We start from the raw sequence: 22,567 nt of genomic DNA on the forward strand, positions 1-22,567 counted from the left end.
TCGCTGAAGATAGATCTAGTTGAAGCTAAATGAGGGATTGTACGAAATGCCCACTCAGAATCCATTTCTGGACGAGATCGACAGAGTCGTGACAGCGATCATCGAACTCAAAATGGAGCAGGCCAGTGCAGATTCAGGTCAGGCGGCAGCGATCGCAGCCGAGGTTGCTGCCAAGACACAGGTAATCAACGCCCTTCAATCTCAGTCGGAAGACTGGCGGCTTCAGCGGTTAGACGTGGTCGTAAACGATTTGCGAGCGCTTGCCGAAACCGAGCTAGCCAAGCAGGCTCGTTTGAGCGCCAGACTTCGCGCACTCCTTGTGCGCGTAGGTGGCGCTCCGACGGTGGCCTTAGAGCCTCCTTCGCCACCTCCTCCGGTTACGACAACGACAACTACGAAGGCCACCAGTACGACCACAAGCTCGACGAACGCTGAATTTGTCGGGTTGCACGTCCGCATAGAGATTACGCCACAGGATTTCGACGCGCTTTGCCGTGTGTCGCAAAGCGAGGTCGGACATTTCGCCAAACACGGAACTGGACAGCTGAAAGGAGGAGTTGAGGCAGTTGTCGAAACAGTAATAAACAGAACCGCCCACAAAAAGCTCTTCCGTAACACTGTACAAGGTGTCATAGACCAACCGTTTCAGTTTTCCGCCATTAACCCCTTGGGAACCTGGTCCAAGCTGCCTACGGCCTCGGCCAACGTCACAGCGATTGTTCAGGACTATCTGGAACGACGCGTCGGCGGTGCGGCCGGGTTCCTGCGTGGTGCGACGCACTTTCTGAATCCGCATCTATCCTCAGCGACAGCACTCGCAGAATGGGGAAATTTCGTCGTACAAAACGCTGTCGCAGAATTCGGCAACAATGCTAAGAAAGACGTGCATTTCCACGGCACCGCTCCGGGAACTGGATTGCCTGAGCCGCATGTATTGATTTTTGGCAAAACCTCGCCAGTCTTTGACGGGCGGGGTAAACCGCTGGCAGGTATGATTTCGACAGGGCTTCGTTCGACTCTACTGGCGACACTGGAAGCCGAGCTTGCCTTTTTCGGGAATGGTAAGCACACAGAAACCGAAGATCCGCATTTTCTGCGTGTAGGGGGCTATTGGCAATCGATTGGCAAGTCACTGGATGGGCGGACATTGGTCACGATGTCAGACGGATCGAAAATCCGGCCTGCTTGGTCCGCGGCGTTCGTCAGTTGGGCAATTATGCAGCAAGGGGTTAGCAGCGCCCGGTTCAAGGGCGCACAGGCGCACTGGGTCTATTTCAACGATCTCCTCGACGAAAACTTGGCAGACCCGCTATTTGAGGTGATGAACCCAGCCGCTTACGCACCGCAACCGGGCGACTTGGTGCATTATGGGCGTGGAACAGCGGCCAAATTTGACCTAGCGGCGGCTAAGACATTTCTGGAAGCTGATAGTTTCTACCCATCCCATTCCGATTTTGTGGTCGAAGTCGATCTAGCTGGTGGAACGATCAAGACCATCGGTGGCAATGTAGACAATTCGGTCAAGGCTAAACGCCCAAAGATCGGAAGTGACGGTCTGCTGAAACCCCGTCTATCTAATGGCAAGACCTTTCCATGGATCGCTATTTTGAGGCTGAAAGTGGTTTAGCGATTAAGAGAAGCTGGTAACGCCCACATTTAGCCCGCAATGCTAATAGAAATTGGCAGTCTAGGAGTCGATTAAGTAGTACCTCATCTAGGCCTTGTTGCACAAATCTTTCGAGGGATTCACTGCATGAATCCAGCATGATAGCAGGGAGGCATGAGCAGTTGGGCCCCTACGAAGTACAAGACCACGAATTGGTCGGCTTACAATGAAGCGCTGAGGCGGCACGGTTCGCTGACGGTGTGGTTTGATCCCGATATGGTGTGGAAACCACCTCCGACCGGAAAACGTGGTCGGCAGCTGAGCTTCAGCGATGCGGCGATCCAGACGTGCCTGACGATGAAGGTGCTGTTCGGTATGCCGCTGCGACAGACGACTGGTTTCGTCGAAAGCCTGCTTCGGTTGGTCGGGTTGGACTGGCCGGTCCCGGACTTCAGCACCTTGTGCCGTCGCCAACGAAAGCTGAACGTGGCCATCCCCTACCGTGGAGGGAAAGGCCCGCTGAACCTTTTGATCGACAGCACCGGTATCAAGGCCGAGGGCGAAGGTGAGTGGAGTGCCCGAAAGCATGGTGGCACCAAGCGGCGCATCTGGCGCAAGATACACATCGGAATTGACGAGGAAACGCTGGAGGTCAGAGCCGTGGAGATCACCGGCAGCAATATCGGAGACGCGCCCATACTCCCGGAACTGCTGGACCAGATCGAAGCGGATCAGGGCATCGCATCGGTCACCGCTGACGGAGCTTACGATACCCGAAAGTGCCACGAGGCAATTGCTGCCCGAAATGCCGCCGCTGTCATACCGCCACGCAAGAACGCAAAGCCTTGGAAACCAACGAGTCCTGGCGCCGTCGCCCGCAACGAAGCGCTGCGAGCCTCGAAGTATTTGGGCCGCGCCATCTGGCGACGGTGGAGCGGCTACCACCGTCGGAGCCGTGTCGAAAGCAAGATGAACTGCATCAAGCTGCTCGGCCAATCCCTGATGGCCCGAGACTTCGAGCGCCAGGTACCGAGCTGCAGGTTCGTATCGCCGTGCTGAACGGCTACACGGCGCTTGGCATGCCTATTACGCGGCCCGTGGAATAAGTCTATCCGGGGAAAGGGGAGCTGCGTTCTGAGCTACTCCCCAATCGTTGGACAGCTTTCGGCGTAACTTAAGCTACTCTCTGCTCCTGCTGACCTGTTTGGGTTTCGTCTTTTCTCAGCCAATAAACCACGGCCGGAGGTTTGCCACCAAGGGCGGAATGGGGGCGTTTGCGGTTGTAGAATTCGACCCACTTGCCGACGCCCACCTTTGCTTCTGATCCTGTTTCCCATGCGTGCAAGTAGACGCACTCGTATTTCAGGCTGCGCCAGAGCCGTTCGACAAAGATATTGTCGAGGAACCGACCCTTGCCATCCATCGAGATGCGCACGCCGGAGCGGCGCAGACGATCTGTCCAGGCAAAGGACGTGAATTGGCTCCCCTGGTCGGTGTTCATGATCTCTGGCGGGCCGAAGCGGTGGATCGCCTCATTCAGAGCCTCGACACAGAAGTCGGCTTCCAGCGTGTTCGAGATGCGCCAGGCCAGAACCTTGCGGGTATGCCAGTCCATGATCGCCACCAGATACAAGAAGCCCCGTCGCATTGGCAGGTAGGTGATGTCTGCGGCCCAGACCTGGTTGGGCCGGTCGACGCGCAACCCTCGCAACAAGTAGGGATACGTCTTGTGGCCCTTCGCCGCCTTGCTGGTGTTGGGCTTCTGGTAGATCGGCATCAAGCCCATGAGCCGCATCAACCGTCTGATCCGTTTCGCGTTCACCAGATGGCCTTCGTTGCGAAGATGCCAGGTCATCTGCCGAACACCGAAGAACGGCGTTTCCAGAAACTGCTCGTCAATCAGACGCATTAGCGCCAGGTTCAGCGCCGTCTCGCCCTTGGGCTGATAATAAAACGAAGACCGCGGAATCGACAGCAGCTTGCATTGCTTACCAATGGGCAGATTGGCATTGGCAGGTTCGATCATTTTCCGCCTCACTTGCTGATCCACGGCTTGAGCTTTCGTGACAAAAAATCATTGGCCACGGCCAGCTCCCCGATCTTGGCGTGCAATTCTTTGACCTGCTCTTCATCAATCTCCGGGGTTTTCTTGCCGCCACGCTCGAATACGCCGGACGCGCCCTCCAGGAGCGCCCGCTTCCAGCTGTGGATCATTGTCGGATGAACGCCAAATTGGCTTGCCAGCTCAGCGACAGTCCGCTCGCCCTTCAAAGCCTCAAGCGCGACCTTGGCCTTGAACTCAGGCGAATGGTTCTTCCGTTTCGACATCTCTGATCTCCTCTGCGTCGAAGATCAACAGACAGCAAATTGTAGCTTACGTCAGTGTCCGATTTTCGGGGAGTAGCTCATTCAGCTCCCGATTTGTGCAACAAGGCCCCTCATCTAGAGTGATCCGCTAAGCATCATATTCTCGGGCGAATTAGATAGGCATCCCTGAATATCTTCGAGTTTGTCAGTAGATCCAATAGCCTCTTGGCTTGTGTATACGTCATTTGGCTACCAAGGTATATGTAACCCTCATCCGGCCCAGTTTCCTGCTCAGAAAGCACTAGAGCAGCGGGGGCTACAAGCTCTTCCGCTCCTTCGGGCACGCACTCTTGGATTGGGCTGACAACGCCTATAGATGTCTCGAAGTCCGACAAACCTCCCAGGACCTCGCGAGCTCCTTCGATCAGTTCTCCTCGTGTTAATCGGGAGAAACGCACCCGATCTCCTTCAAAGTGCCCTAAGACAATCCGGTAATCGTAGTTCGAGAAACGCGATAGTTTTGAAGAAAGAGCTAGAAGGGAAGGATAGCTTGCCTGCTCGTTTAAGACTGTGCAAGTGTATGCTGCAAGCTGAACCGGATTGTAAAATCGTTTGACCACAGGACCAACATTTACGTTGTTCACTCCGATTGAGCCGCCTTGCGATGGGAGACATGAACTGTTACCGTCGGTGTTCGCATTTGTTCTTGATTCAACTTGCACAGCTCTCGGTGGAAGTAAAAAACCATACACGAAGATATGCGGAACGGAATCGAAACTAGCATACAAATTAGAAGAAGACGCGGTTGCCGCAAGATCGTTTAGTTCCGCTGCCCAGATTTTATCGTTCAACAAATATTGGAGCAGAATTTTCTGATATCGAAAATCAGGCCCTAAGTCCCGAGTGAAGATGCTTCCTTCAGAGAACTCTACCGAATAGAACTCCGCTAGTTTTTGGTATCTATTTACGGCTTCTCGAAGAAGCTTATGAGTCAGTTGATACGCTTCTAGCTCTTTTCCTTCCAGCTCCAGAGTGGTGTTGAGTGGAACTGACCAGGCCCATTCAGATATTAATCGAAAGGCATGATCGGCTAGGTACTCTGCAAGGGTAAGGTTTATCTCCGCCACGTAGTGGGGGTTGCCTTTGTCTATGTTCAAGTTAATTGAAGCCAAAGCATCAAGTTCGTCTATCATGCGCTCTGGATCGTCCAAGTTTCGAAACACGATCGATTTTAACTCTCCTCGCGCCGCAGACTGAACTTCTGCAAATCTTGGTCCCAAAGCTGGGTATTTAGAGCCTGCATTTGTAAGAGACCTTAAGCTTTCCGATTGGTCGCTACTTTCCCAAAAATCCTCGCGTGCAAGAACAGAAAGTGCGTTGGCAATTTCTCCTACATTTCCGCCTGATATAGCCGTTTGCTCAATTCGATAAACTAAATCTGCAATTGAACTCTTGCTAGCTCGACATGATGAATCGCGACTTTCTTCGAGTTTTTTCAGCACATTAGGGATTGATTGAGCATGTGCTGCGCTAACACTCAAAGCTATGGCGACCACCGCTGACACCGCAACAAAACACTTAGCTGCATGCATCTTGTACGCCTGAAAGGTTAATAGACGCGTGGATGGTCGGATGGTCCGAGTTATCTTCAGGCTCCTTTTTGTCCACTTCAAGGGTAAAAACGCGTATAGATCTTTCGGCATCTATTTCCCTAGTTCCACCGGATTGGACAAAATTACTATCAACAGCTAAGAAAAGTGTAATTTCGTCATTTTCGGAAAAGACAACCTGAGGAACAAAGAATACTGTTCGCAAAGCGGGATTGCGAATCGGCATCAGGGCAATATCTTCCCCAGGATCTCCAACATGTGAAAATTTTGAAGCTCTTACATCACTAGGCATTAGAATAGGTTTACCGGATGGTCGATCTTGGTATTCCATAGCCGCTTGTCTAATTCTATCAAGAGGCTCTGGATCAGCACCAATGATCATTATAGGGCGCCTGGCAGTCTGCAACCCGTTGTCAAAACGTTCCTTGCCACAAGCAATTTCAAGTCGCAAGTCTCTTGGGTAAAACTTAGATAAGTCATAGTCAACTTCAACATCGAAAACGGTAGCTCGCGCGATCAGCATAAAAATGTATAGAGCGGCAAGGGTACCGACAAAGGCAATTCCCGCTATCTTAGCTCCGTAGTGCTCAGCGTAGACTTGCGTGAGAATAAGGGATAAGCCAGTTCCAAAAAACAACAACCCGAAAAGACCTAATTGCGATCTGGCTCCGGGGTTTGGCCGTACGAACTCTTCGAAGACTGGCAAGTCGATAAATTGCTGCATTGCGAGCACTATTCCCACAACCATCAACAAGAATCCTAAGAAAAATCCTGCAACTTTCAGCATGTCAGTCACCAGCAACTACAGCGAGACCAACAACCTTGACGGCCACAGCAGTTCCCGACCACACAACCATTTGAGATTTCGTAGAACGATGTACGCTCATGCGCAGCGATGCAGTTTGCTTGTCTTTCCGGCGATAAGAGTAATAATGGCATGAGCAATAAGTATTTTATCATTGCTTCTCTCCTAGCGATGTTGCTCTTTGTAACTATAGTACCGAACACAGACACGCTTGAATAGTTTTCTTTTGAGGCGGTGTTGCAACTGTTGAAGGGTAATAAAGGGTGAAAGATACTACCCCCGCACGAGCTGTGAAGCTTCTCTGTTGACAGCCTCCCATTCCGACCCGACACCTTGTGACGCCCCCCCTTCCCCGGCTGGTCCTTCGCTTATGACGAGAGTTAGCGGGTTTGATTTTGGTAATCGCTGGCTTCGGCTTGGCAAGCGCGATGGGCGCGGAGCCCTCGTATTACTCAAGCGCCTGCCGCGCTTGCCTGGGTGTTTTGTTCCACAGCGAAGAGTGCGGCCTGACATTGTTTAGGTCGTAGCGCCACATCGCCAGCTTGCCGCGGGTAACGTCCAGGGTATCGAACAGCTCTTCATTGAGGAGTTCACTGAAGTCGGCCTGAAACGACCCGGAAGGCCAAGGGCACGGGTACTAACATGAGAAAGTGTGGGCCGATGCAGGGGCTGGCATGTTGCTCCGGTCTGCGTTAGAAATTTTCCTGAGGTCAGCGACTTCAGGAGAAACCAGCCACTCGGCCATCCACATTTCGGAGCTGTTTTCATAGGTATACTGGGTCATGTGGCCAAACATATGAAAATGCGCACCGGCAGCTTGCTGCGTGAGGTGTGGCCCCTCTAAGACGCCCAGCCCGCTTCAGCCGTGCGAAATAGGAATAGGCCCGGCCGCCCTGTTCAAAGCAAGCAACCTGATGCAAACCGACGCAGAAGGGTTACGCAAGGAAGTGAAGCAGCCGACATCTTCAAACTTTCCCGGGTCAGTGCACCTCAGGTACACAATCTCTGACCTGCTCAAAGAATCCGGAGCAGATCATACGTTTCGGCGCATACAAGTCACTTACTCGCTTAAGCGTATAGTTTAAAATTATCCGCCATAGCGTATATTGCTAATTTATTCGCCATAGTGTATCATCTTCGTATGAAAGAACTCGCTCGCACACCAAGACAGATCGGCTCCATCATCCAGCGCGCGCGCAAAAAGCGCTGCTGGTCACAATCGCAACTTGCTGAACGCGCTGGGTTACGCCAGGCCACGATCTCCCAAGTCGAAAGCGGCGAGAAGCTTGCGAAGCTCGACACCATCCTAGCCGTTCTTGCAGCTCTTGACCTGGAATTCAGGATCGACGAGCGCACCAAAGGGCACGGGCAGGATATCGAGGAGCTTTTCTAATGGGACGGCGCCCCGCATATATGCCATTGCGGATTTACCTGAACAACCGTCGCGTCGGAACACTCACCCGTGAAAGAAGCGGTGCCATCGGCTTTGCCTATCACCACGACTGGCTGGCCTGGGAGCATGCCCTGCCTGTCTCACTTTCGCTGCCATTGCGCGAAACGCCGTATCGGGGAGAGCCTGTTGCGGCGGTTTTCGAGAACCTGCTGCCTGACTCGGACAAGCTTCGCCGCCTTGTTGCCGAAAAAGTCGGTGCCCGAGGCATTGACGCCTACAATATGCTGACCAAGATCGGCCATGACTGTGTAGGCGCGCTGCAATTCATCGCGGGGGATGATTTTGCGCCCGACGCCACCGGCAAGCTGGAGGGCGAAACGGTTGATGCCGGAGCCATCGAGAACATCCTGAAAGGCCTGAGCCAGGCACCTCTCGGCCTTACAGGAGATGACGCGTTCCGGATTTCCGTGGCCGGCGCACAAGAAAAAACCGCCCTGCTTCGGCATGACGGGCAATGGATCAAGCCGCACGGCGTGACCCCAACCACACATCTCATCAAGACACAGATCGGCGAGCTGCCCGGCGGCATCGATCTCTCGGACAGCGTCGAGAACGAATACTACTGCCTCAGACTCACATCAGCCTTCGGCTTGCCGGTGAACAACGCCGCCATTGAAACCTTCGGGGACACCAAAGCCCTTGTGATAGAGCGTTTCGACCGCCGTTGGACAAAGGACGGACGCCTCCTGCGCCTGCCGCAGGAAGACTGCTGCCAGGCTCTGTCCATACCGCCAACCCTGAAATACCAGAATGAGGGCGGACCGGGCATGGCCGACGTACTCGGCCTTCTCAAAGGCAGCGATACACCCCTCGAAGATCAGAAAACCTTCCTGAAGGCTCAATTGGTCTTCTGGCTGATCGGCGCAACAGACGGCCATGCCAAGAACTTCAGCGTGTTCCTCAGTCCGGGTGGCAGCTACCGCATGACCCCGCTCTATGACATCCTGACTGCCCAGCCTGCGCTGAACGCCCGCCAGATCGAGCGCAAGCAAATGAAAATGGCGATGTCGGTGGGTAACAGCCGCCATTATCGCTTCGACCAGATTCACGGGCGGCATTTCGTGCAAACGGCCATGCGGGCGGGGCTCTCGAAAAAACGTGCGCGCAGCCTCATTGAAGACATTGCAGAGCGTGCGCCCAAGGCGCTCGAAACAGCTGCAGAGTCCATGCCGGCGGGTTTCCCAACCGATGTAGTTGAAGCCATCAGCGAGGCCGTCTACGAGCGCCTGGTTGGATTGCAATCGGCTGCTGCCCCTAAGGGCTAGTACCCAGCAGACGGCTGCCTGCGCGAAACGATCCACTCCAGCACCGGCAGCACAAAAAGGACAACCACAGCAGAACAGCACGAAACCAGACACCAACTGGCCGTGGCTTGCTAGCGGATCATTCCCGGTCTCCCTCCCTGGATCCGGGCTTGTAAGACAGGTAGAGATCACCGCTTTCGCGCATGCTGACCTCTGGAGCGTTGTGCTCGCCAGCAGTTTCCGCGTCTGTCGCGTGCGGGTGCCGGTTCAATACCTGCTGGTAATCATATGCCGCCGCCCTGGCCTCCTCCCGGATCCGGCCGGAGCCGGCATTCAGGCAATTCAGGTAGACCTCCACGTCCGCGAAGTAGAGGCGGTAGTGCTCCCGCAATTCGGCACCGGTGAACCCGGCATCTTCCAGATAGGCCAGTTCCGGCCGCACCGGTTCGACACAGGCTTGCGCAGCCAGGTTTCCCGGCACTGCTGCAAGGACGGCCGACATCAGGAACCGAATGCTCACTCTTCCCTCCCCTCGCTTCTGTGCTGAAGCCCGATCAAGCCTTGCTGATGCCCGGCGAACCTCGGAGACCCACGGTCTGGAATGTGCCGAAATCATTGAGGCTCGACCTCTCAACGGCACAGGTCTTAATAATAGATAAGCTCGGACCCGGTATTGCCCTCGTAATCCTTCCACTCGACACCAACCGCCCGGTTGCGGCTGCCTTCCGGGCATCCTTTGACGGGCGGCATCACATAGCTTGGCACACCTCGGACGCTGTAGCCATGCCAGGAAAAGCCGCCCTGAACACCGTAGGTGCCGACCTGGGTGCTGTCGATCTCTCCGCAATAATCCTTCTCCCTCCGCGCTTCGAACTTCACATGGTAGACGCGGATGGAGCGGACAAAATCGAATGCGGGATCGCTGATGTCGATGTCGGCACGCCCGTTTTCCGCAGAATAGTCTCCAGCCAGCTCCAGCATCCCGGTTGGAGGTGCTCCATCGTGCTTGAGCTGGCTGAGGACCGCCGGAAACAGCTCGGCGCGAGGCTTGCCAATCGTGACTGATGCCAGGTCCACGGTTCCCAGTTGCGGCAGTATCCCTGCAGGGTTCAGACTATCGCTGAATGCGGTGTCAAAGAGGCGCTGTGCGGGGCTGGCCGATTGTCCGGGGCCAAAGGACGCTCCCATCGGGCAACGCCAGATCTGCAAAGGCGGTTCAATCGGAAATGGTGTGATCCGGCGGATGAACTCTGCACGCGCCGCGCCGCATTCTGCCGAGGGCGGCCAACCACCTGAAAGGCAGAGCAAAATCGCACAATCGATCGGCGTCGCCTCCGTGCGCGAAATTCCGCCTATTACCGCTGAAGCTGCTAGCAGCCCGGCGGCTACCGTTTTACGTGTCTTGCAAATCATATGCGCGATCCAAAATCATGTTACTCAACTCAAGAATGTCCAAACGCTCTAATACACGTTGGTTGGCGGAGCGTTACCCGACGGACGATGCCTGCGTCCACCTGATTTTCCAAAATTGGCACGTTTAGCGGATTCGCGCTTACGTTATTTCGCCTTTTTATCTTTTTGCGCTTTTTCGTATTTAGCGCTTTCCTCTTGGAGTGGAATGTGATTCAAAGCTAACTGCACCTGTCATCGTATTTCGGCAGGTGAGGATAGATGCGAATTAACCGACCAGTAGTTACCAGCGATGCACTTCCTTCATTTTTCAAGAAGGGCGGCCGGGTTGAATACCGCCCCATTAACACACCAAAAGGCTGGCAGTGGGAACTGTGGGCTATCTCTCCGGACGGCCATGAGGAGATTGTCACCTCCTCGAAGACCGGCGGCCCGCGGGTTTTCAAAACAGCGGATGCATTGCTGGCCTTCCACATCCGGAACAACCCCGACGCCAACGGCTTGTTCATCCCGATCCCGGACGACAGCAGTCAAGAAAGCACCGGCGGCAGCTAAAGGGCGCCCATCGGCATTCTTGTTCGCTGCTATACTAGGAGTGGCGTCAGCTGCTCCCGCCTCAGCCGGAAAGCTCAGCCGGCAGGCATTTGAAGCCATTGCCGAAAACTGCGCTCCGGGCGTCGCGCTTCATATCCTTGAGAAGATTGTCCGTTCAGAGAGCGGGTTCAACCCGTTCGCCATCGGTGTGAATGGCCCGGACCGTCGGAGCTATGACCCGGCAAGCGCTGCCGAGGCGGCCGCAGTGTCGCGCGAGCTGATCTCAAAAGGCGAGTCCATCGACATGGGCCTCGGCCAGATTAACAGCGCCAACCTCGCCTGGCTGGGACTCACCCCGGAAACCGTCTTTGATCCCTGCAAGAACCTTGAAGCCTCTGCCAAGGTTCTGCGCGACGGGTATGAGCGCGCGCGGGAGGCAGGCGCATCCAGAGAGGATGCACTGGGGAAAGCCCTCTCGGCCTACAACACCGGCTCGTTCACACGCGGTTTCACAAACGGCTATGTGGCGCGCGTGCTGGGCGGGAACGGGACAGGCCGTCAACATTCTGCAGATCGCCCCCCCGTGACTGCAGCTACCGCGGATGCGGCAACCCGCTGGGATGTGTTCGGAAGCTCCGGCACATCCGCAGCACTTGTATTTCAATAAAGGAGACCTTCATGCGAACCGATTTCGCGAAACGCCGCAAATTTGCGGCGCCCATAGTCATGGCCGCCATCCTGACCCTGGCCGCACAGCCGGCCGCGGCTGCGGGCTTCACGGATTTCTTCAACAACATCGTCGATGAGTTCAACAACGCCAAACAGCCGCTGGCCCTCATCGGGCTCATGCTGGTGGGCGTCGGCTGGCTCTTCAACTTCGTCGACCTGCGGCGGGCAGGCTGGGTCGTGGGCGGCATCGTCCTGATCTACGCCTCGACCGATGTGCTGTCGATGATCACCGCCTAAGCAGCCGGAACGGAAAAGGGAGGCCATATTGACATGGAAAAGATCAACGAGGATCCGCTGTTCCTGGCGCTGACACGCCCGGCGATGATCTGGGGCATTCCTATGGAAGCCTTTGCGATCTCCTGCGGAGCCGCGGGCCTGGCAATGATTGCTGCGGACTCGATTTTCTACCTGCTCCTGGCTCTCCCTTTTCTCGCCATGTCACGGTTCATCGTGCAGCGCGACCAGAACGCTTTCCGCATTCTGTTCCGCTGGTTCGATACCGGCGCGCGCTGCCTCAATCACCGGTTCTGGGGCGGTTCTTCGTCCTCGGCTCTGCGCCTCAAACGGGACTACAGGATCGAGGAAATTGATTAATGGGTTTTACCAAGAAAATCAAAGCGGAGCTGACCGCAGACCGCTACTTGCCGTACATCCGGCACTCCGATGAGCACACCATTATCACGCGCGGCCGCGGCGCATTCCAGATGCTCAAGCTGGAAGGCGTTTCCTTTGAAACCGCTAACCGGCAGCGGATCAACACCCTGCACAACAGCCTCAATCATGCGCTGCGCAACATCGCCGATGACAATGTGATGCTCTACGTGCACGTGATCCGAACGGCAGATGACGACTACCCCGACGGCGGTTTTTCCTCTGATACGAGCAAATGGATTGATGCCTGCTACCGCGAAACGCTTGAGCGCAAAACACTCTTCCGGAACGACATTTACCTGACGGTCTACATGCAGCCGCGGGAGCTGCCCGGCGCCAAGCTGGCGAAAGGTGTCCGCCGCGCCCGGGCCAGCCAGATCGAGGTGGACAAGGATCTGCTTGGCGAACTGGATGACAAAACCCTGCAGCTCCTCAGCAATCTGAATCGGTTCAAGCCCCGGCGGCTGGCTATCGAGCGCAACAGCAGAGGCCTGCTGATCTCCCAGCCTGCCAGTGTGCTTCGACAGCTCATCACTGGCCACTATGAGCCCGTCCCAGTTGTCATGGGCACCATTGGCAACGCGATCTACACCGACCGGGTGATATTCGGCCGGGAAGCGTTTGAGATCCGGCACCCGGCCGCATCCACCTATGGCGCCATGTTCGGGGTGAAGGAATACCACGCGGTCACCCGCCCCAATATGTTCGACACCCTGCTGACGGCCCCGTTTCAATTCGTGCTGACGCAGTCCTTCCGCTGCGTGGCCAAGAATGAAGCCCTCCGCGCCATGTCGCTCAAGGAAGGCCGGATGCGCAACTCCAAGGATCCGGCGCTGTCGCAAGCGGACCAGCTGGTCGAGGCCCGCGATGAGCTCATGTCCGGCCATTATGTCATGGGCGAACACAACCTAAGCCTGGCGGTCTTTGCCAGCGACGCGAAGGCCCTGAAAAACCACGTGGCAGACGCCAAGAACCTGCTGTCGGAATCCGGCGCTGTCGCGGGCCGGGAAGACCTGGGCCTTGAAAGCGCCTTCTGGTCCCAGCTTCCCGGCAATCACCCGTTCCGCATCCGCCCTGCCCTGGTCACCAGCCGGAATTTCACGGCAATGGCCCCCTTGCACAATTTCCCGGCCGGGCACCGGAGCGGCAACGAATGGGGCGGTGCCGTCGCCAAACTGCGTTCCACGGCGGGCACCCCTTTCTATTACAACTTCCATGTCGAAGACCTGGGGCATGCGCTTATCTGCGGCCCCTCAGGCTCGGGCAAGACCGTTTTCCAGACCTTCATGCTGTCCCAGCTGGAAAAGTTTGGCACCAAGGGCATCCTCTTTGATAAGGATTATGGCTGCGAAATTTTCGTGCGCGCTCTTGGCGGAAGCTACCTCAGCTTCCAGCCCGGGCGGCCGACGGGCTGTGCGCCCTTCATGGCGATAGACGTGACGCCGGAAACCGCGCCATTTCTCGTCTCGCTGGTGAAAAGCATGCTGAGCGGCCGCGACGACAGCTGCCGTTTCTCCGCCGAAGACCAGAAGCGTATCGAAACTGCAGTTGCTTCGCTGGCCACCCTGCCCCGCGGACAACGCTCGGTCTCGACGCTGAAAGAACTGCTGGGCTTTGGCCGGGGCGCCGGGGATATCGGCAACCGGCTGGACCGCTGGTGCGAGGTCGGCCAGCTCGGCTGGATCTTCGACAACCAGGCGGACTCAATTGATTTCGGGGCCAGCCTGGCCGGTTTTGATATCACCGCGTTCCTGGATGATCCGGAAATCCGCAATCCGATCATGATGTACCTCATGTACAGGGTCGAGCAGCTGATCAACGGCCAGCGCATCGCAATTTTTATCGATGAATTCTGGAAAGCGCTGTCGGACCCCTATTTCGTGTCTTTTGTGCGGGATAAACTGAAGGTGATCCGGAAGCAGAACGGCATTATCGTGGCCGGCACCCAATCCCCCTCAGACGTGCTTGCCAGCCCGATCGCCCGGACCGTGATTGAGCAATGTGCCAACCTGATCTTCTTCGGTTCGGACAAGGCCAGCCGGGCCGACCTTATAGACGGCTTCGGGCTGTCCGATCGGGAATTCGACATCATTCGGAACGAGCTGCCGCGGGGACACTTCCTGGTGAAACAGGGTGGAAACTCGGTGGTCTGCGATCTGGATCTGACTGGGCTTGATGACGTCCTGACTGTTCTGTCAGGCCGCACCGCCACCAATGAAATTATGCGTGAGCTGCGGGCTGATAACCCGGATCCAGCACACTGGCTTCCCCTGCTGTTTCAAAGACGAAAGGAGATGGAATGAAAAAACTCCTGCTCACATCCGCACTCGCTCTGACCCTGTCATGCACAGGCGCGCATGCTGCAGGTGTCCCAGTTGTCGATGCTACAGCCATCGCCAACGCCAAGGCGCAGTTCGCCAAGGAACTAGCGCAGATGGCACAGGAGCTTGAAGAGGCTAGACGCCTCTATGACTCTGTGAACGGCCTGACCAGCATGGATGACATCGCCGAGGCGCTTAATGATCCCAAAGTGCGGGAGCTGCTGGGCGCCGATGCCATGCGGATTGCCAGCGCCTTTGATGTCGATCTCGATGGCTTGGGGGAACTGGCCGGGGCCGCGCGGGATGTCTACAATCATGCCTCTCTGATTGGCGCGGACATCTCCGCTGAGGATTTCTACCGGAAAGAACTAGAGCGCATCAAAGGCCAGAGTGCCCGGAATGCCGCCATGGGAGACCGCATTCTGCAGGTAGCCGACGACCGGCTATCCGGGCTGGAAAAGCTGCGCATGGAAATCGGCCGGGCGGAAACTCAGAAGGAGATCAACGCCCTGAACGCCCGCCTCTCGGTCGAGCAGGCCATGCTGCAGAACGACACCAACCGCATTCAGGGACTCGCCATGCTGCAGGAGGCGCAGATGCAAGTCGAAGAACAGCGCCAGCACGAATACCAGGCCAAACTGCGGGTGCAACGCCTTGAAAACGCAAAAAATCTCTATGGAGAATAAGTGATGAAACTTCGAGCGGCGACCTTCCTTTCTCTGCTTTTTCTTGCCGCGTGCAACGAGGAGGAAAACCACACGATCGAATACTTCCTGGAAAACGAACATGAACGGGCCACAATGATCGAAGCTTGCGAAGTACAAGATCGGTCAGGTGAAGATGCCAATTGCCGAAACGCAACAGAAGCGGCTGCAAAAGCTCGGCGGATCAAGAGGTTGGAAACTGCCAAAAGACTTTACGGAGAATAGTTATGTGGGATTGGTTCTTTTCCCAGTTTACCAGCAGCATCGCGGACACGACCAACACGATTGCCGGCAAAATGTCAGGCGCGTTGGCAGCACCTCTGGCCGCAGCCATGACCCTGTATATTGTGCTTTATGGTTTTGCGATCATGCGCGGTATGATTCAGGAGCCAGTGATGGATTTCTTGGCGCGCGGGATAAAACTCGCCATCATTTGGTCCTTGGTTAGTGGTGCAGGCGGCTACTCGAGCTGGGTTTCGAACACAATCCTGACTGACACACCGGCATTTGTAACTGGCATAACTGGGGGCACGGGAAATAATCCGGCCGACAGTGTAATGGCGCACGTCACAGATCTAGGGGTCCGGGCTGAGGAAGAAGCAGGACGCGGTATTTCCGGCAGCATCACTGGATCCATCCAGAACCTGGTCATAATGGCCTATGGCGCCATTTTTTCAGCAGTTGCACTGTTTGTAGCCGTCATCACGCACTTCGGGCTGGCGATCATGGCGGCGATCGGCCCTCTGTTCATCTGCTTTGCACTATTCGATGTATCTCGAGGATGGTTTTTCTCCTGGCTCGGCCAAACAGTGAACTTCGCAGTCCTTAAGTTGCTGGTGGTTGTTGTCATGACCATCATCGTAGATTTTCTTGCAAAGGTTATCACCAAAACCTCTGGAGTTGATGCGCTCACTGCAATGATGAACTACGCAGTAGCACTCACTTGCGGAATGCTGTTCTTCTTCCTCCTGCCGTCCATAGCCTCGGCGCTGACCGCTGGCACCGGTGCCTCCACCGGCGCACTGCAACGGATTGTTGAGCGGAAACTCCTGGGCGGCTCCAGCGGCGGTGGAAGCAGCACGCATAGCGGCTCTGCAACCAGAACCTGAGGCCGCGCAAATCCGGTCCCATCACCCTTAAATACCAGGTACTACATGAAAAAGCTTATTGTTCTGGCGGCGGCGATTGGCGTCACCGCTTGCGCTCCGGTGACTCCGCTGCCCGATGTCAGGGGAAGCATGGTGCGCCCGCTGAACCCCACGAAATGGGCCTATCAGGAGGCCGTACTCCAGAAGCAGAAGGAAATCGGCCTCGCAAATCCCACCGATCAGGATAGCGGCGGGAGCTAAACATGAAGGATGCACACGACAAAGAATTTCAGAAGTACCTGAACGAAGCGCGGTCCTTTGATTATGACCTGCGCATTGCCGCAGAACGGTCAAAGCGGGTGGCCTGGATCATCGCCGGCGGCGCCAGCGTGCTGGCCCTGGCAGCTGTCTCAGCGGTGGCGGCACTGGCACCACTGAAAGAGATCACGCCTTTTGTGATCCGTGTGGACGAGGCCAGCGGCGTGCCGGAGGTCATGACTGCATTGGAAGACGGCGGGCAGACCTATGACGAGGCCGTATCGCGCTATTTCCTTGCCCGCTACGTGCGGGCGCGGGAGGGCTACACTTACGCTGAGCGGGAAGCGATTTTTCACGAGGTCTCGCTGCTGTCCTCGCCGGAAGCTCAGCGAGAGTTCTCGGCCTATTACAACGCCAGCAACCCGCAAAGCCCGCAGTACACCTACGGCAAGGACACCAAGGCCGAGATCAAGATCCGCTCGATTGCCTTCCTCGGGGGCGGGCTGGCCCAAGTACGCTTCTACCGCACCGAAATCAACGAGCGGGAAGACCTCAGAACCCGCAGCCATTGGGTGGCTACCATCAGCTTCGAGTTCGACCCGCGTGCTGAAATCAGCTCCGAAGACCGGCTGATCAACCCGCTGGGCTTCATCGCCAATAACTACCGTGCCGACCCGGAGGTGGTGGAATGAGACTGAAAGCAGCCCTTCTGGCCAGTGCCCTGCTGGCCGCCACGGGTCCGGCGGCGGCACTGGATATCCCCGATCCTTCACGGTCGGACAGCCGCGTGCGCTCGGTGCGCTATAACGAATGGGACGTAGTGCGCGTGATCGGCACCATCCGCACCACGGTGCAAATCGTCTTTGCTCAGAGCGAGGAAATCATCGATGTGGCGGGCGGCGACACGGTTGCCTGGGAAGTCCAGCCGCGCGGGAACATCCTCTACCTCAAGGCGCGTGAGGCCAATCCTCCGACCAACCTCCAGGTCGCCACTATGCGGGCTGATGGCACAACGCGCACCTATTCCATGGAGCTGATCACCCGCGACGGCGAAATCATGCACAACACGCGGGATGTCTATTTCCAGATCCGCTACACCTACCCCGGAGACGAGGCGGAACGCAGGCGTGCGGAAGCTGCCGAACACAAAGCCCGCGCGCAGGAGCAGGCCGCAGCAGCCCGGCTTGCCGACGCGGTGGCAACCGCCGGCACGAAAAACTGGCGCTATCTGGCAGCAGGCTCCCGCGACCTGCAGCCCGCCAGCGCATATGACAATGGCGAAATGACCGTGCTGTCGTTCAAGCGCCGCACCCGACTGCCTTCGGTTTTCATCGTCGAGAACGGGCGAGAGCGCACCGCAAACACAACCGTCCGGAAAAACCAGATCATCGTCCACGACATTGCGCCGGAACTGCGCCTGCGCCTCGGAGACCAAGTCACGGCAATCTACAACATGGGGCCTGATGATGTCCGCAGCGGCAGCCGAAACGGCACCGGCACGGTTTCCCGCTCCGTGCGGCGCGAAATCATCGGGGAATAATCATGGCTGACGACAAGAACCCACTTGATGCCGGGACCGAAAGCGGGATCCCCGAAGAGCGCGGCATCTCCTCCGTAACCGCAGAAAAGACCGGCGGGCTGGACGGCGAAACCCGGAAGAAGCTTTTGGTACTGGCGGGTATCACCTTCCTTGGTATCGCCGCCTACGCGCAATGGCCCAGCGGCGAGGTGCCGGAAGAGCCGGAAACGCAGCAGGCATTCACGCGGATCCGCTCCAGCGGCGGCTTCCAGCCCGCCGATCTTCCGGATCCGGCACCTGCTGTCCTGCCGGCATCGGTTTCGTCTGAGCCGGTGAAGCCGCTTGGCCCTATCGAACAGGCCAGAGCCGAGGAAGAGCGTCGCCCTGCCCTGCCCAGCGAGGCAGAACTGATCTATGAAAGCTCGAAGCGGGCCCCGCTCCTGGCCTACTCAGGTCCCCGCGGCACCGCAGCAGCCAACGCGGGCGCGGCAGCGGGCAGCCCCGGCGACCTGTTCGGCAGTGCCGCCGACGGTGCAGGTGGAGACTTGAGCGGCTTTGCGTCTTCGCTGCTCACCGGGGCGCCCTCGCCCGCCAAAGCCACAATGCTCGATCATCCTCATTTGACCATCACCCAAGGCACAATGATCCCCTGTGCGCTTGATACGGCAATGGATTCCAGCAACCCCGGCATGGTCCGCTGCACCGTGACCGACGACATATTCTCCACCACCGGCGCGGTTGTTCTGCTGGAACGGGGAACCCGGATCATTGGCGAATACCAGGGCGGCTTGAAGCGGGGGAACCGGCGCCTGTTCGTGGTGTGGACCCGGGCAGAAACCCCCAATGGCGTCACCGTCAGCCTGGCATCTCCGGCCACCGATGCCCTCGGCCGCAGCGGAATTGACGGTGATGTGGATACCCGGTTCTGGACCCGCTTCGGCGGCACCATGATGCTGTCGATCATTGATGACGCCCTGGCGATTGCGGCAAACCGCCATGATGAAGACGGCGAATATGAAAGCACCAGCAACGGTGCCAGCAGGCTGGCTGAAATAGAGCTGGAAAACACCATTAACGTGCCGGTGATCCTGCGGAAGAACCAGGGCGAGGAGGTTGCCGTGATGGTTGCCCGCGACCTGGACTTTTCCTCTGTCTACAAGCTGCGGTGATCCCATGACAGATCCCCGTCCCACCGCAATGGCAAAGCGGGTGCCGGTGGCACTCGCGGCCTATCTAGAGCCGTTCAACAGCTTCCTCGACCGGCCGGATATCATCGAGATCTGCGTCAACAGCCCCGGCCAGGTCTTCGTCGAGGCCTATTCCGGCTGGGAGACCCACAGCCTCCTTCAGCTGACATTTGACTTCCTCATGAGCATGGTGCGTGCCATCGGCTCCTACACCCGCCAGGAAATCAACGAAACCAGTCCGCTTCTGTCCGGCTCGCTGCCGGGCGGCGAGCGGATACAGATTGTGGTGCCGCCTGCGGTGCCCGCAGGCACTGTCAGCATCACGATCCGGAAACCGGCTCAGCGCAGCTTTACACTGGAAGAGCTGGCCGGGCTGGGAATGTTCTATGACGTCACAGCCGATGCAGATACGCCCGATGGGGACAACGGGGAGCTGATGCAGCTGCACAGGGACCAAGCCTGGCTCCCCTTTCTGAAGAAGGCCGTCACCGCCAAGAAAAACATCCTGATTTCCGGCGCCACCGGCTCGGGCAAGACAACCTTCTCCAAGGCACTGATCCCGCTGATCCCCGAGTATGAACGGCTGATCACGATCGAGGACACCGTGGAGCTTGAACTGCCGCAGCCCAATGCGGTGCGGCTGATCTATTCGAAAGGCGGCCAGGGCGAAGCCAATGTGTCCGCCCGCGACCTTCTGGAAAGCGCCCTGCGGATGCGGCCCGACCGGATCTTCCTGCAGGAGCTGCGCGACGCCGCGGCCTTCTACTACCTGCGCAATGTGAACACCGGCCACGCAGGATCGATCACCACCATCCATGCGGATTCCGCGCAGCTCGCCTTCGAGCAGCTAGCCCTGCTGGTGAAGGAAAGCGAAGCCGGCCGCGACCTTAAGCGCAGCGAGATCAAGGATATGCTCTACCAGATGGTCGATGTGGTGGTGCAGATCAGGAAAACCCCGCAGGGACGGCGCATTACCGAGATCTTTTTTGACCCCTCCTTGAAGCAGGCCAAGGGAGGGACGGAATGATCGTCCAGAAGTGGCCCCGCATGAACACCAGCGCCCGCATTACCGCGGTGGCTGCGGGGACGGGTATTGCCGCCTTAGGCGGCCTTGCCGCTTCCGCCATGGTGCTGCAGTGGGGACTTAAGATCCCGGTTTCTTTACCTCAGGATCTTCTGATCTATCCCGAGTATGCGCTGGCGGGCGGTCAGCCCGCCCAGACCGCGAAATGGGTGAAACTGGCCGGCTATGCGGCCCTGGCACCAGCAGCTCTGATCATCGCCGGGATTCTCAAGTCTCAGCCGAAGCCTGACCTGCACGGCAGCGCCGCATTCGCCAAGGCCGCAGATATCAGACGTGCAGGCCTGCGGGCAAAACAGGGGCTGATTGCAGGGTTCACAGGCCCCCTGCCCTCGCCGAACTACGGCAAGCCCGTTGACCGTTTCGGGAAGGTCGATGAAGACAACGGCAAGGTAAAAGTGGCCAGGACCGGTCATCTGACAGCCAGCAACCTCCTGCGCTATGGCGGGCCGGAGCATATGATGCTCTATGCCCCGACCCGCTCAGGCAAGGGCGTGGGTGTTGTGATCCCCAACCTGCTGAACTGGCCGGAATCGGCCGTCATCCTCGATATCAAGAAAGAGAACTGGACCCTCACCGCAGGCTTCCGGAAAGCAGGCGGCCAGGAGGTGTTCATGTTCGACCCCTTGGAGCCGAACGGCCGCACGCACCGCTGGAACCCGCTGTCCGCCGTGCGCCGGGGCACCGACTACCAGATCGATGATCTCCAGCGCCTGGCTGACCTGTTCATTCCGGTGCAATCCAAAGACCCGTTCTTCGACCGCGCCGCCCAGACCGCGTTTGTCGGCGTCGGCGGCTATCTGGCAGAAACCCCGGAGCTGCCGTTCACCCTCGGCGAAATCTACCGGGAGCTCACCCTCACGGATCAATTCGTCAAGACGTTCAAAAAGCGGATCGAAGACCGGGCCGCATCGGGAACGCCCCTGTCGCAGCAAACGGTCTCCACGCTCAACGACTTCCTGTCCAAAAGCGAGGCAACTTTTGAAAGCGTGAAGTCCACCATCACCGCAAACCTGGGTCTGTTTGCAAACCCGATGCTCGATCGCGCAACGTCGGCATCTGATTTCAACTTCGCCGATCTACGCAAGAAACCGATGAGCATCTATGTCGGCATCACCCCCAACAACCTCGGCCGCCTGGCGCCCCTGCTCAATCTGTTCTTCCAAAGCTGCGTTGACGCCAACATGCAGGAGCTGCCCGAGCACAATCCCGAGCTGAAACACCGGGTCCTGTTGTGCATGGATGAGTTCGCGGCCGTGGGCGAGCTGCCTAGCTTCAAACGCGGCATCGGGTATTTCGCGGGCTACGGGCTGAAGGTGCTGACCATTCTTCAGACACCGGCGCAGCTGGCGGATATCTACGGCCAGGAGGGGGCAAAGTCCTATATGGACAACGCCGGCGTGACCGTGGTGTTCACACCCAAGAATATCGACGAAGCCAAGAAGATCTCAGAACGCCTCGGCACCCATGGCATGGCCGCGAGGAGCGAGAGCAAGTCGAAATACTTGGCTGAACGCAAAACGACAACTATCAGCGAGAGCGAGCAGAAGCGTGATCTGATGATGCCGCAGGAGCTGCTGGAGCTGCCCGACACGGAAGCGCTGGTTCTGATCGGCGGCGAGCGCCCGGTTCGGGCGCGCAAGATCCGCTTTTACGCGGAGGAGGTGTTTCTGGCCCGCTCGCGCATCAAGCCGCCGGGGGTCCCGGTCGTGCCGAAGCGGGAAGCTGGCGAGGACATCTCGGCCCTGAAAGCTGAGAACGGGGCAATGCGTCAGCGCCTGACGGCGCTGGAAGAAACCGTGGCCAGACTCACACTCCTCAAGGGTTTCCAGGAAGCAAACATGGCCAGCGGCAAACCCGCCGAGGTTCCGATGACCGACGAGGAGGTGGCTGATCCCAGCGGCATCTCCTTCGAGAAATTGGCGCTCGACAGTGCCGGGCTTACCGAGAAGATCGCCAAGCTGAGCACCACCCGAAAACTGACAACACCGCAGGGTACGCACGACATTCTGGCAGCGCTTGGCGTGCCGGACAAACCGCAGAAACAGGAAAGGGCCTGA

22 protein-coding genes and 2 pseudogenes are annotated in these 22,567 nt (G+C 57.5%); 18 read left to right on the forward strand and 6 right to left on the reverse strand.

The features are described 5' to 3' along the window. Positions 1 to 19 precede the first annotated feature (19 nt). Both K3555_RS22955 and K3555_RS22960 read left to right on the forward strand, forming a co-directional pair. Entirely contained in the window at positions 20 to 1,627 is a 1,608-nt protein-coding gene (locus K3555_RS22955) for a DUF2272 domain-containing protein (RefSeq protein ID WP_260008910.1), read from the forward strand. A gap of 153 nt (positions 1,628 to 1,780) precedes the next feature. Then, positions 1,781 to 2,712, forward strand: a pseudogene (locus K3555_RS22960) (IS5 family transposase). 68 nt (positions 2,713 to 2,780) lie between these two features. Here the strand turns inward: K3555_RS22960 and K3555_RS22965 are convergent. The 4 genes and pseudogenes from K3555_RS22965 to K3555_RS22980 form a co-directional block, all read right to left on the reverse strand. Further along, positions 2,781 to 3,934 (reverse strand): IS3 family transposase gene (locus K3555_RS22965; protein ID WP_409201705.1). Its coding sequence is split into 2 segments (ribosomal slippage): positions 2,781 to 3,658 and positions 3,658 to 3,934, totalling 1,155 coding nucleotides; the frame shifts between segments, so codons are not numbered across the junction. A 134-nt stretch (positions 3,935 to 4,068) separates the two neighbouring features. Then, a complete protein-coding gene (locus K3555_RS22970; protein WP_260008914.1) occupies positions 4,069 to 5,505 on the reverse strand; it encodes a hypothetical protein in 1,437 nt (478 codons plus the stop codon). Then, positions 5,492 to 6,310: a hypothetical protein gene (locus K3555_RS22975; protein WP_260008915.1), complete on the reverse strand. Its 819-nt coding sequence runs from the start codon at positions 6,308 to 6,310 to the stop codon at positions 5,492 to 5,494. The genes K3555_RS22970 and K3555_RS22975 overlap by 14 nt, the downstream gene beginning before the upstream one ends. A 398-nt stretch (positions 6,311 to 6,708) precedes the next feature. After that, positions 6,709 to 6,920, reverse strand: a pseudogene (locus K3555_RS22980) (integrase core domain-containing protein); the annotation flags it as partial. Positions 6,921 to 7,469: 549 nt separating this feature from the next. On the opposite strand from K3555_RS22980, the gene K3555_RS22985 reads away from it, so the two are divergent. Both K3555_RS22985 and K3555_RS22990 read left to right on the forward strand, forming a co-directional pair. Further along, positions 7,470 to 7,721 (forward strand): helix-turn-helix domain-containing protein, encoded by a 252-nt coding sequence (locus K3555_RS22985; protein ID WP_260008917.1) that lies wholly within the window; start codon positions 7,470 to 7,472, stop codon positions 7,719 to 7,721. Further along, positions 7,721 to 9,046 (forward strand): type II toxin-antitoxin system HipA family toxin, encoded by a 1,326-nt coding sequence (locus K3555_RS22990; RefSeq protein ID WP_260008919.1) that lies wholly within the window; start codon positions 7,721 to 7,723, stop codon positions 9,044 to 9,046. The genes K3555_RS22985 and K3555_RS22990 overlap by 1 nt, the downstream gene beginning before the upstream one ends. Before the next feature lie 118 nt (positions 9,047 to 9,164). Here K3555_RS22990 and K3555_RS22995 read toward each other — a convergent pair whose 3' ends face one another. Next, positions 9,165 to 9,545, reverse strand: a complete 381-nt coding sequence (locus tag K3555_RS22995) for a hypothetical protein (protein ID WP_260008921.1) — start codon at positions 9,543 to 9,545, stop codon at positions 9,165 to 9,167. Between the two features lie 125 nt (positions 9,546 to 9,670). After that, complete coding sequence (locus K3555_RS25080; protein ID WP_260008922.1) at positions 9,671 to 10,438, reverse strand: hypothetical protein; 768 nt, start codon at positions 10,436 to 10,438, stop codon at positions 9,671 to 9,673. A 258-nt stretch (positions 10,439 to 10,696) separates the two neighbouring features. Between K3555_RS25080 and K3555_RS23005 the strand changes: the two genes are divergently transcribed. Genes K3555_RS23005 through K3555_RS23070 form a run of 14 tightly spaced genes read left to right on the forward strand, consistent with a single transcriptional unit; the run spans position 10,697 to position 22,567 of the window. Then, positions 10,697 to 10,990, forward strand: coding sequence for a hypothetical protein (locus K3555_RS23005; protein WP_260008924.1), 294 nt, complete (start codon positions 10,697 to 10,699; stop codon positions 10,988 to 10,990). 40 nt (positions 10,991 to 11,030) lie between these two features. Further along, the gene (locus K3555_RS23010) at positions 11,031 to 11,636 is read left to right on the forward strand and encodes a lytic transglycosylase domain-containing protein (protein ID WP_260008927.1); all 606 of its coding nucleotides are present in this window, start codon (positions 11,031 to 11,033) and stop codon (positions 11,634 to 11,636) included. 11 nt (positions 11,637 to 11,647) lie between these two features. Continuing rightward, positions 11,648 to 11,935 (forward strand): TrbC/VirB2 family protein, encoded by a 288-nt coding sequence (locus K3555_RS23015; protein ID WP_027233669.1) that lies wholly within the window; start codon positions 11,648 to 11,650, stop codon positions 11,933 to 11,935. Positions 11,936 to 11,968: 33 nt separating this feature from the next. Further along, positions 11,969 to 12,292, forward strand: a complete 324-nt coding sequence (locus tag K3555_RS23020; protein WP_260008928.1) for a type IV secretion system protein VirB3 — start codon at positions 11,969 to 11,971, stop codon at positions 12,290 to 12,292. After that, positions 12,292 to 14,652 (forward strand): VirB4 family type IV secretion/conjugal transfer ATPase, encoded by a 2,361-nt coding sequence (locus K3555_RS23025; RefSeq protein ID WP_260008929.1) that lies wholly within the window; start codon positions 12,292 to 12,294, stop codon positions 14,650 to 14,652. Before K3555_RS23020 ends, K3555_RS23025 begins: the two co-directional genes overlap by 1 nt. Continuing rightward, entirely contained in the window at positions 14,649 to 15,356 is a 708-nt protein-coding gene (gene virB5 / locus K3555_RS23030) for a P-type DNA transfer protein VirB5 (RefSeq protein WP_260008931.1), read from the forward strand. The genes K3555_RS23025 and virB5 overlap by 4 nt, the downstream gene beginning before the upstream one ends. Positions 15,357 to 15,359: 3 nt before the next feature. Further along, the gene (locus tag K3555_RS23035; protein ID WP_260008933.1) at positions 15,360 to 15,599 is read left to right on the forward strand and encodes an EexN family lipoprotein; all 240 of its coding nucleotides are present in this window, start codon (positions 15,360 to 15,362) and stop codon (positions 15,597 to 15,599) included. Positions 15,600 to 15,601: 2 nt separating this feature from the next. After that, on the forward strand, positions 15,602 to 16,483 hold the full coding sequence (locus K3555_RS23040) for a type IV secretion system protein (RefSeq protein ID WP_260008935.1): 882 nt from the start codon (positions 15,602 to 15,604) through the stop codon (positions 16,481 to 16,483). Between the two features lie 45 nt (positions 16,484 to 16,528). Beyond that, on the forward strand, positions 16,529 to 16,723 hold the full coding sequence (locus K3555_RS23045) for a hypothetical protein (protein ID WP_260008937.1): 195 nt from the start codon (positions 16,529 to 16,531) through the stop codon (positions 16,721 to 16,723). Between the two features lie 2 nt (positions 16,724 to 16,725). Next, positions 16,726 to 17,412 (forward strand): virB8 family protein, encoded by a 687-nt coding sequence (locus tag K3555_RS23050; RefSeq protein WP_260008938.1) that lies wholly within the window; start codon positions 16,726 to 16,728, stop codon positions 17,410 to 17,412. Further along, on the forward strand, positions 17,409 to 18,260 hold the full coding sequence (gene virB9 / locus K3555_RS23055) for a P-type conjugative transfer protein VirB9 (RefSeq protein ID WP_260008939.1): 852 nt from the start codon (positions 17,409 to 17,411) through the stop codon (positions 18,258 to 18,260). Before K3555_RS23050 ends, virB9 begins: the two co-directional genes overlap by 4 nt. A 2-nt stretch (positions 18,261 to 18,262) precedes the next feature. Further along, on the forward strand, positions 18,263 to 19,408 hold the full coding sequence (gene virB10 / locus K3555_RS23060) for a type IV secretion system protein VirB10 (RefSeq protein ID WP_260008940.1): 1,146 nt from the start codon (positions 18,263 to 18,265) through the stop codon (positions 19,406 to 19,408). Positions 19,409 to 19,412: 4 nt separating this feature from the next. Then, positions 19,413 to 20,453 (forward strand): P-type DNA transfer ATPase VirB11, encoded by a 1,041-nt coding sequence (virB11, locus tag K3555_RS23065; RefSeq protein ID WP_260008942.1) that lies wholly within the window; start codon positions 19,413 to 19,415, stop codon positions 20,451 to 20,453. Further along, positions 20,450 to 22,567, forward strand: coding sequence for a type IV secretory system conjugative DNA transfer family protein (locus tag K3555_RS23070; protein ID WP_260008945.1), 2,118 nt, complete (start codon positions 20,450 to 20,452; stop codon positions 22,565 to 22,567). Before virB11 ends, K3555_RS23070 begins: the two co-directional genes overlap by 4 nt.

This window comes from Leisingera sp. M527 (genome assembly GCF_025141525.1).
Taxonomy (GTDB): domain Bacteria; phylum Pseudomonadota; class Alphaproteobacteria; order Rhodobacterales; family Rhodobacteraceae; genus Leisingera.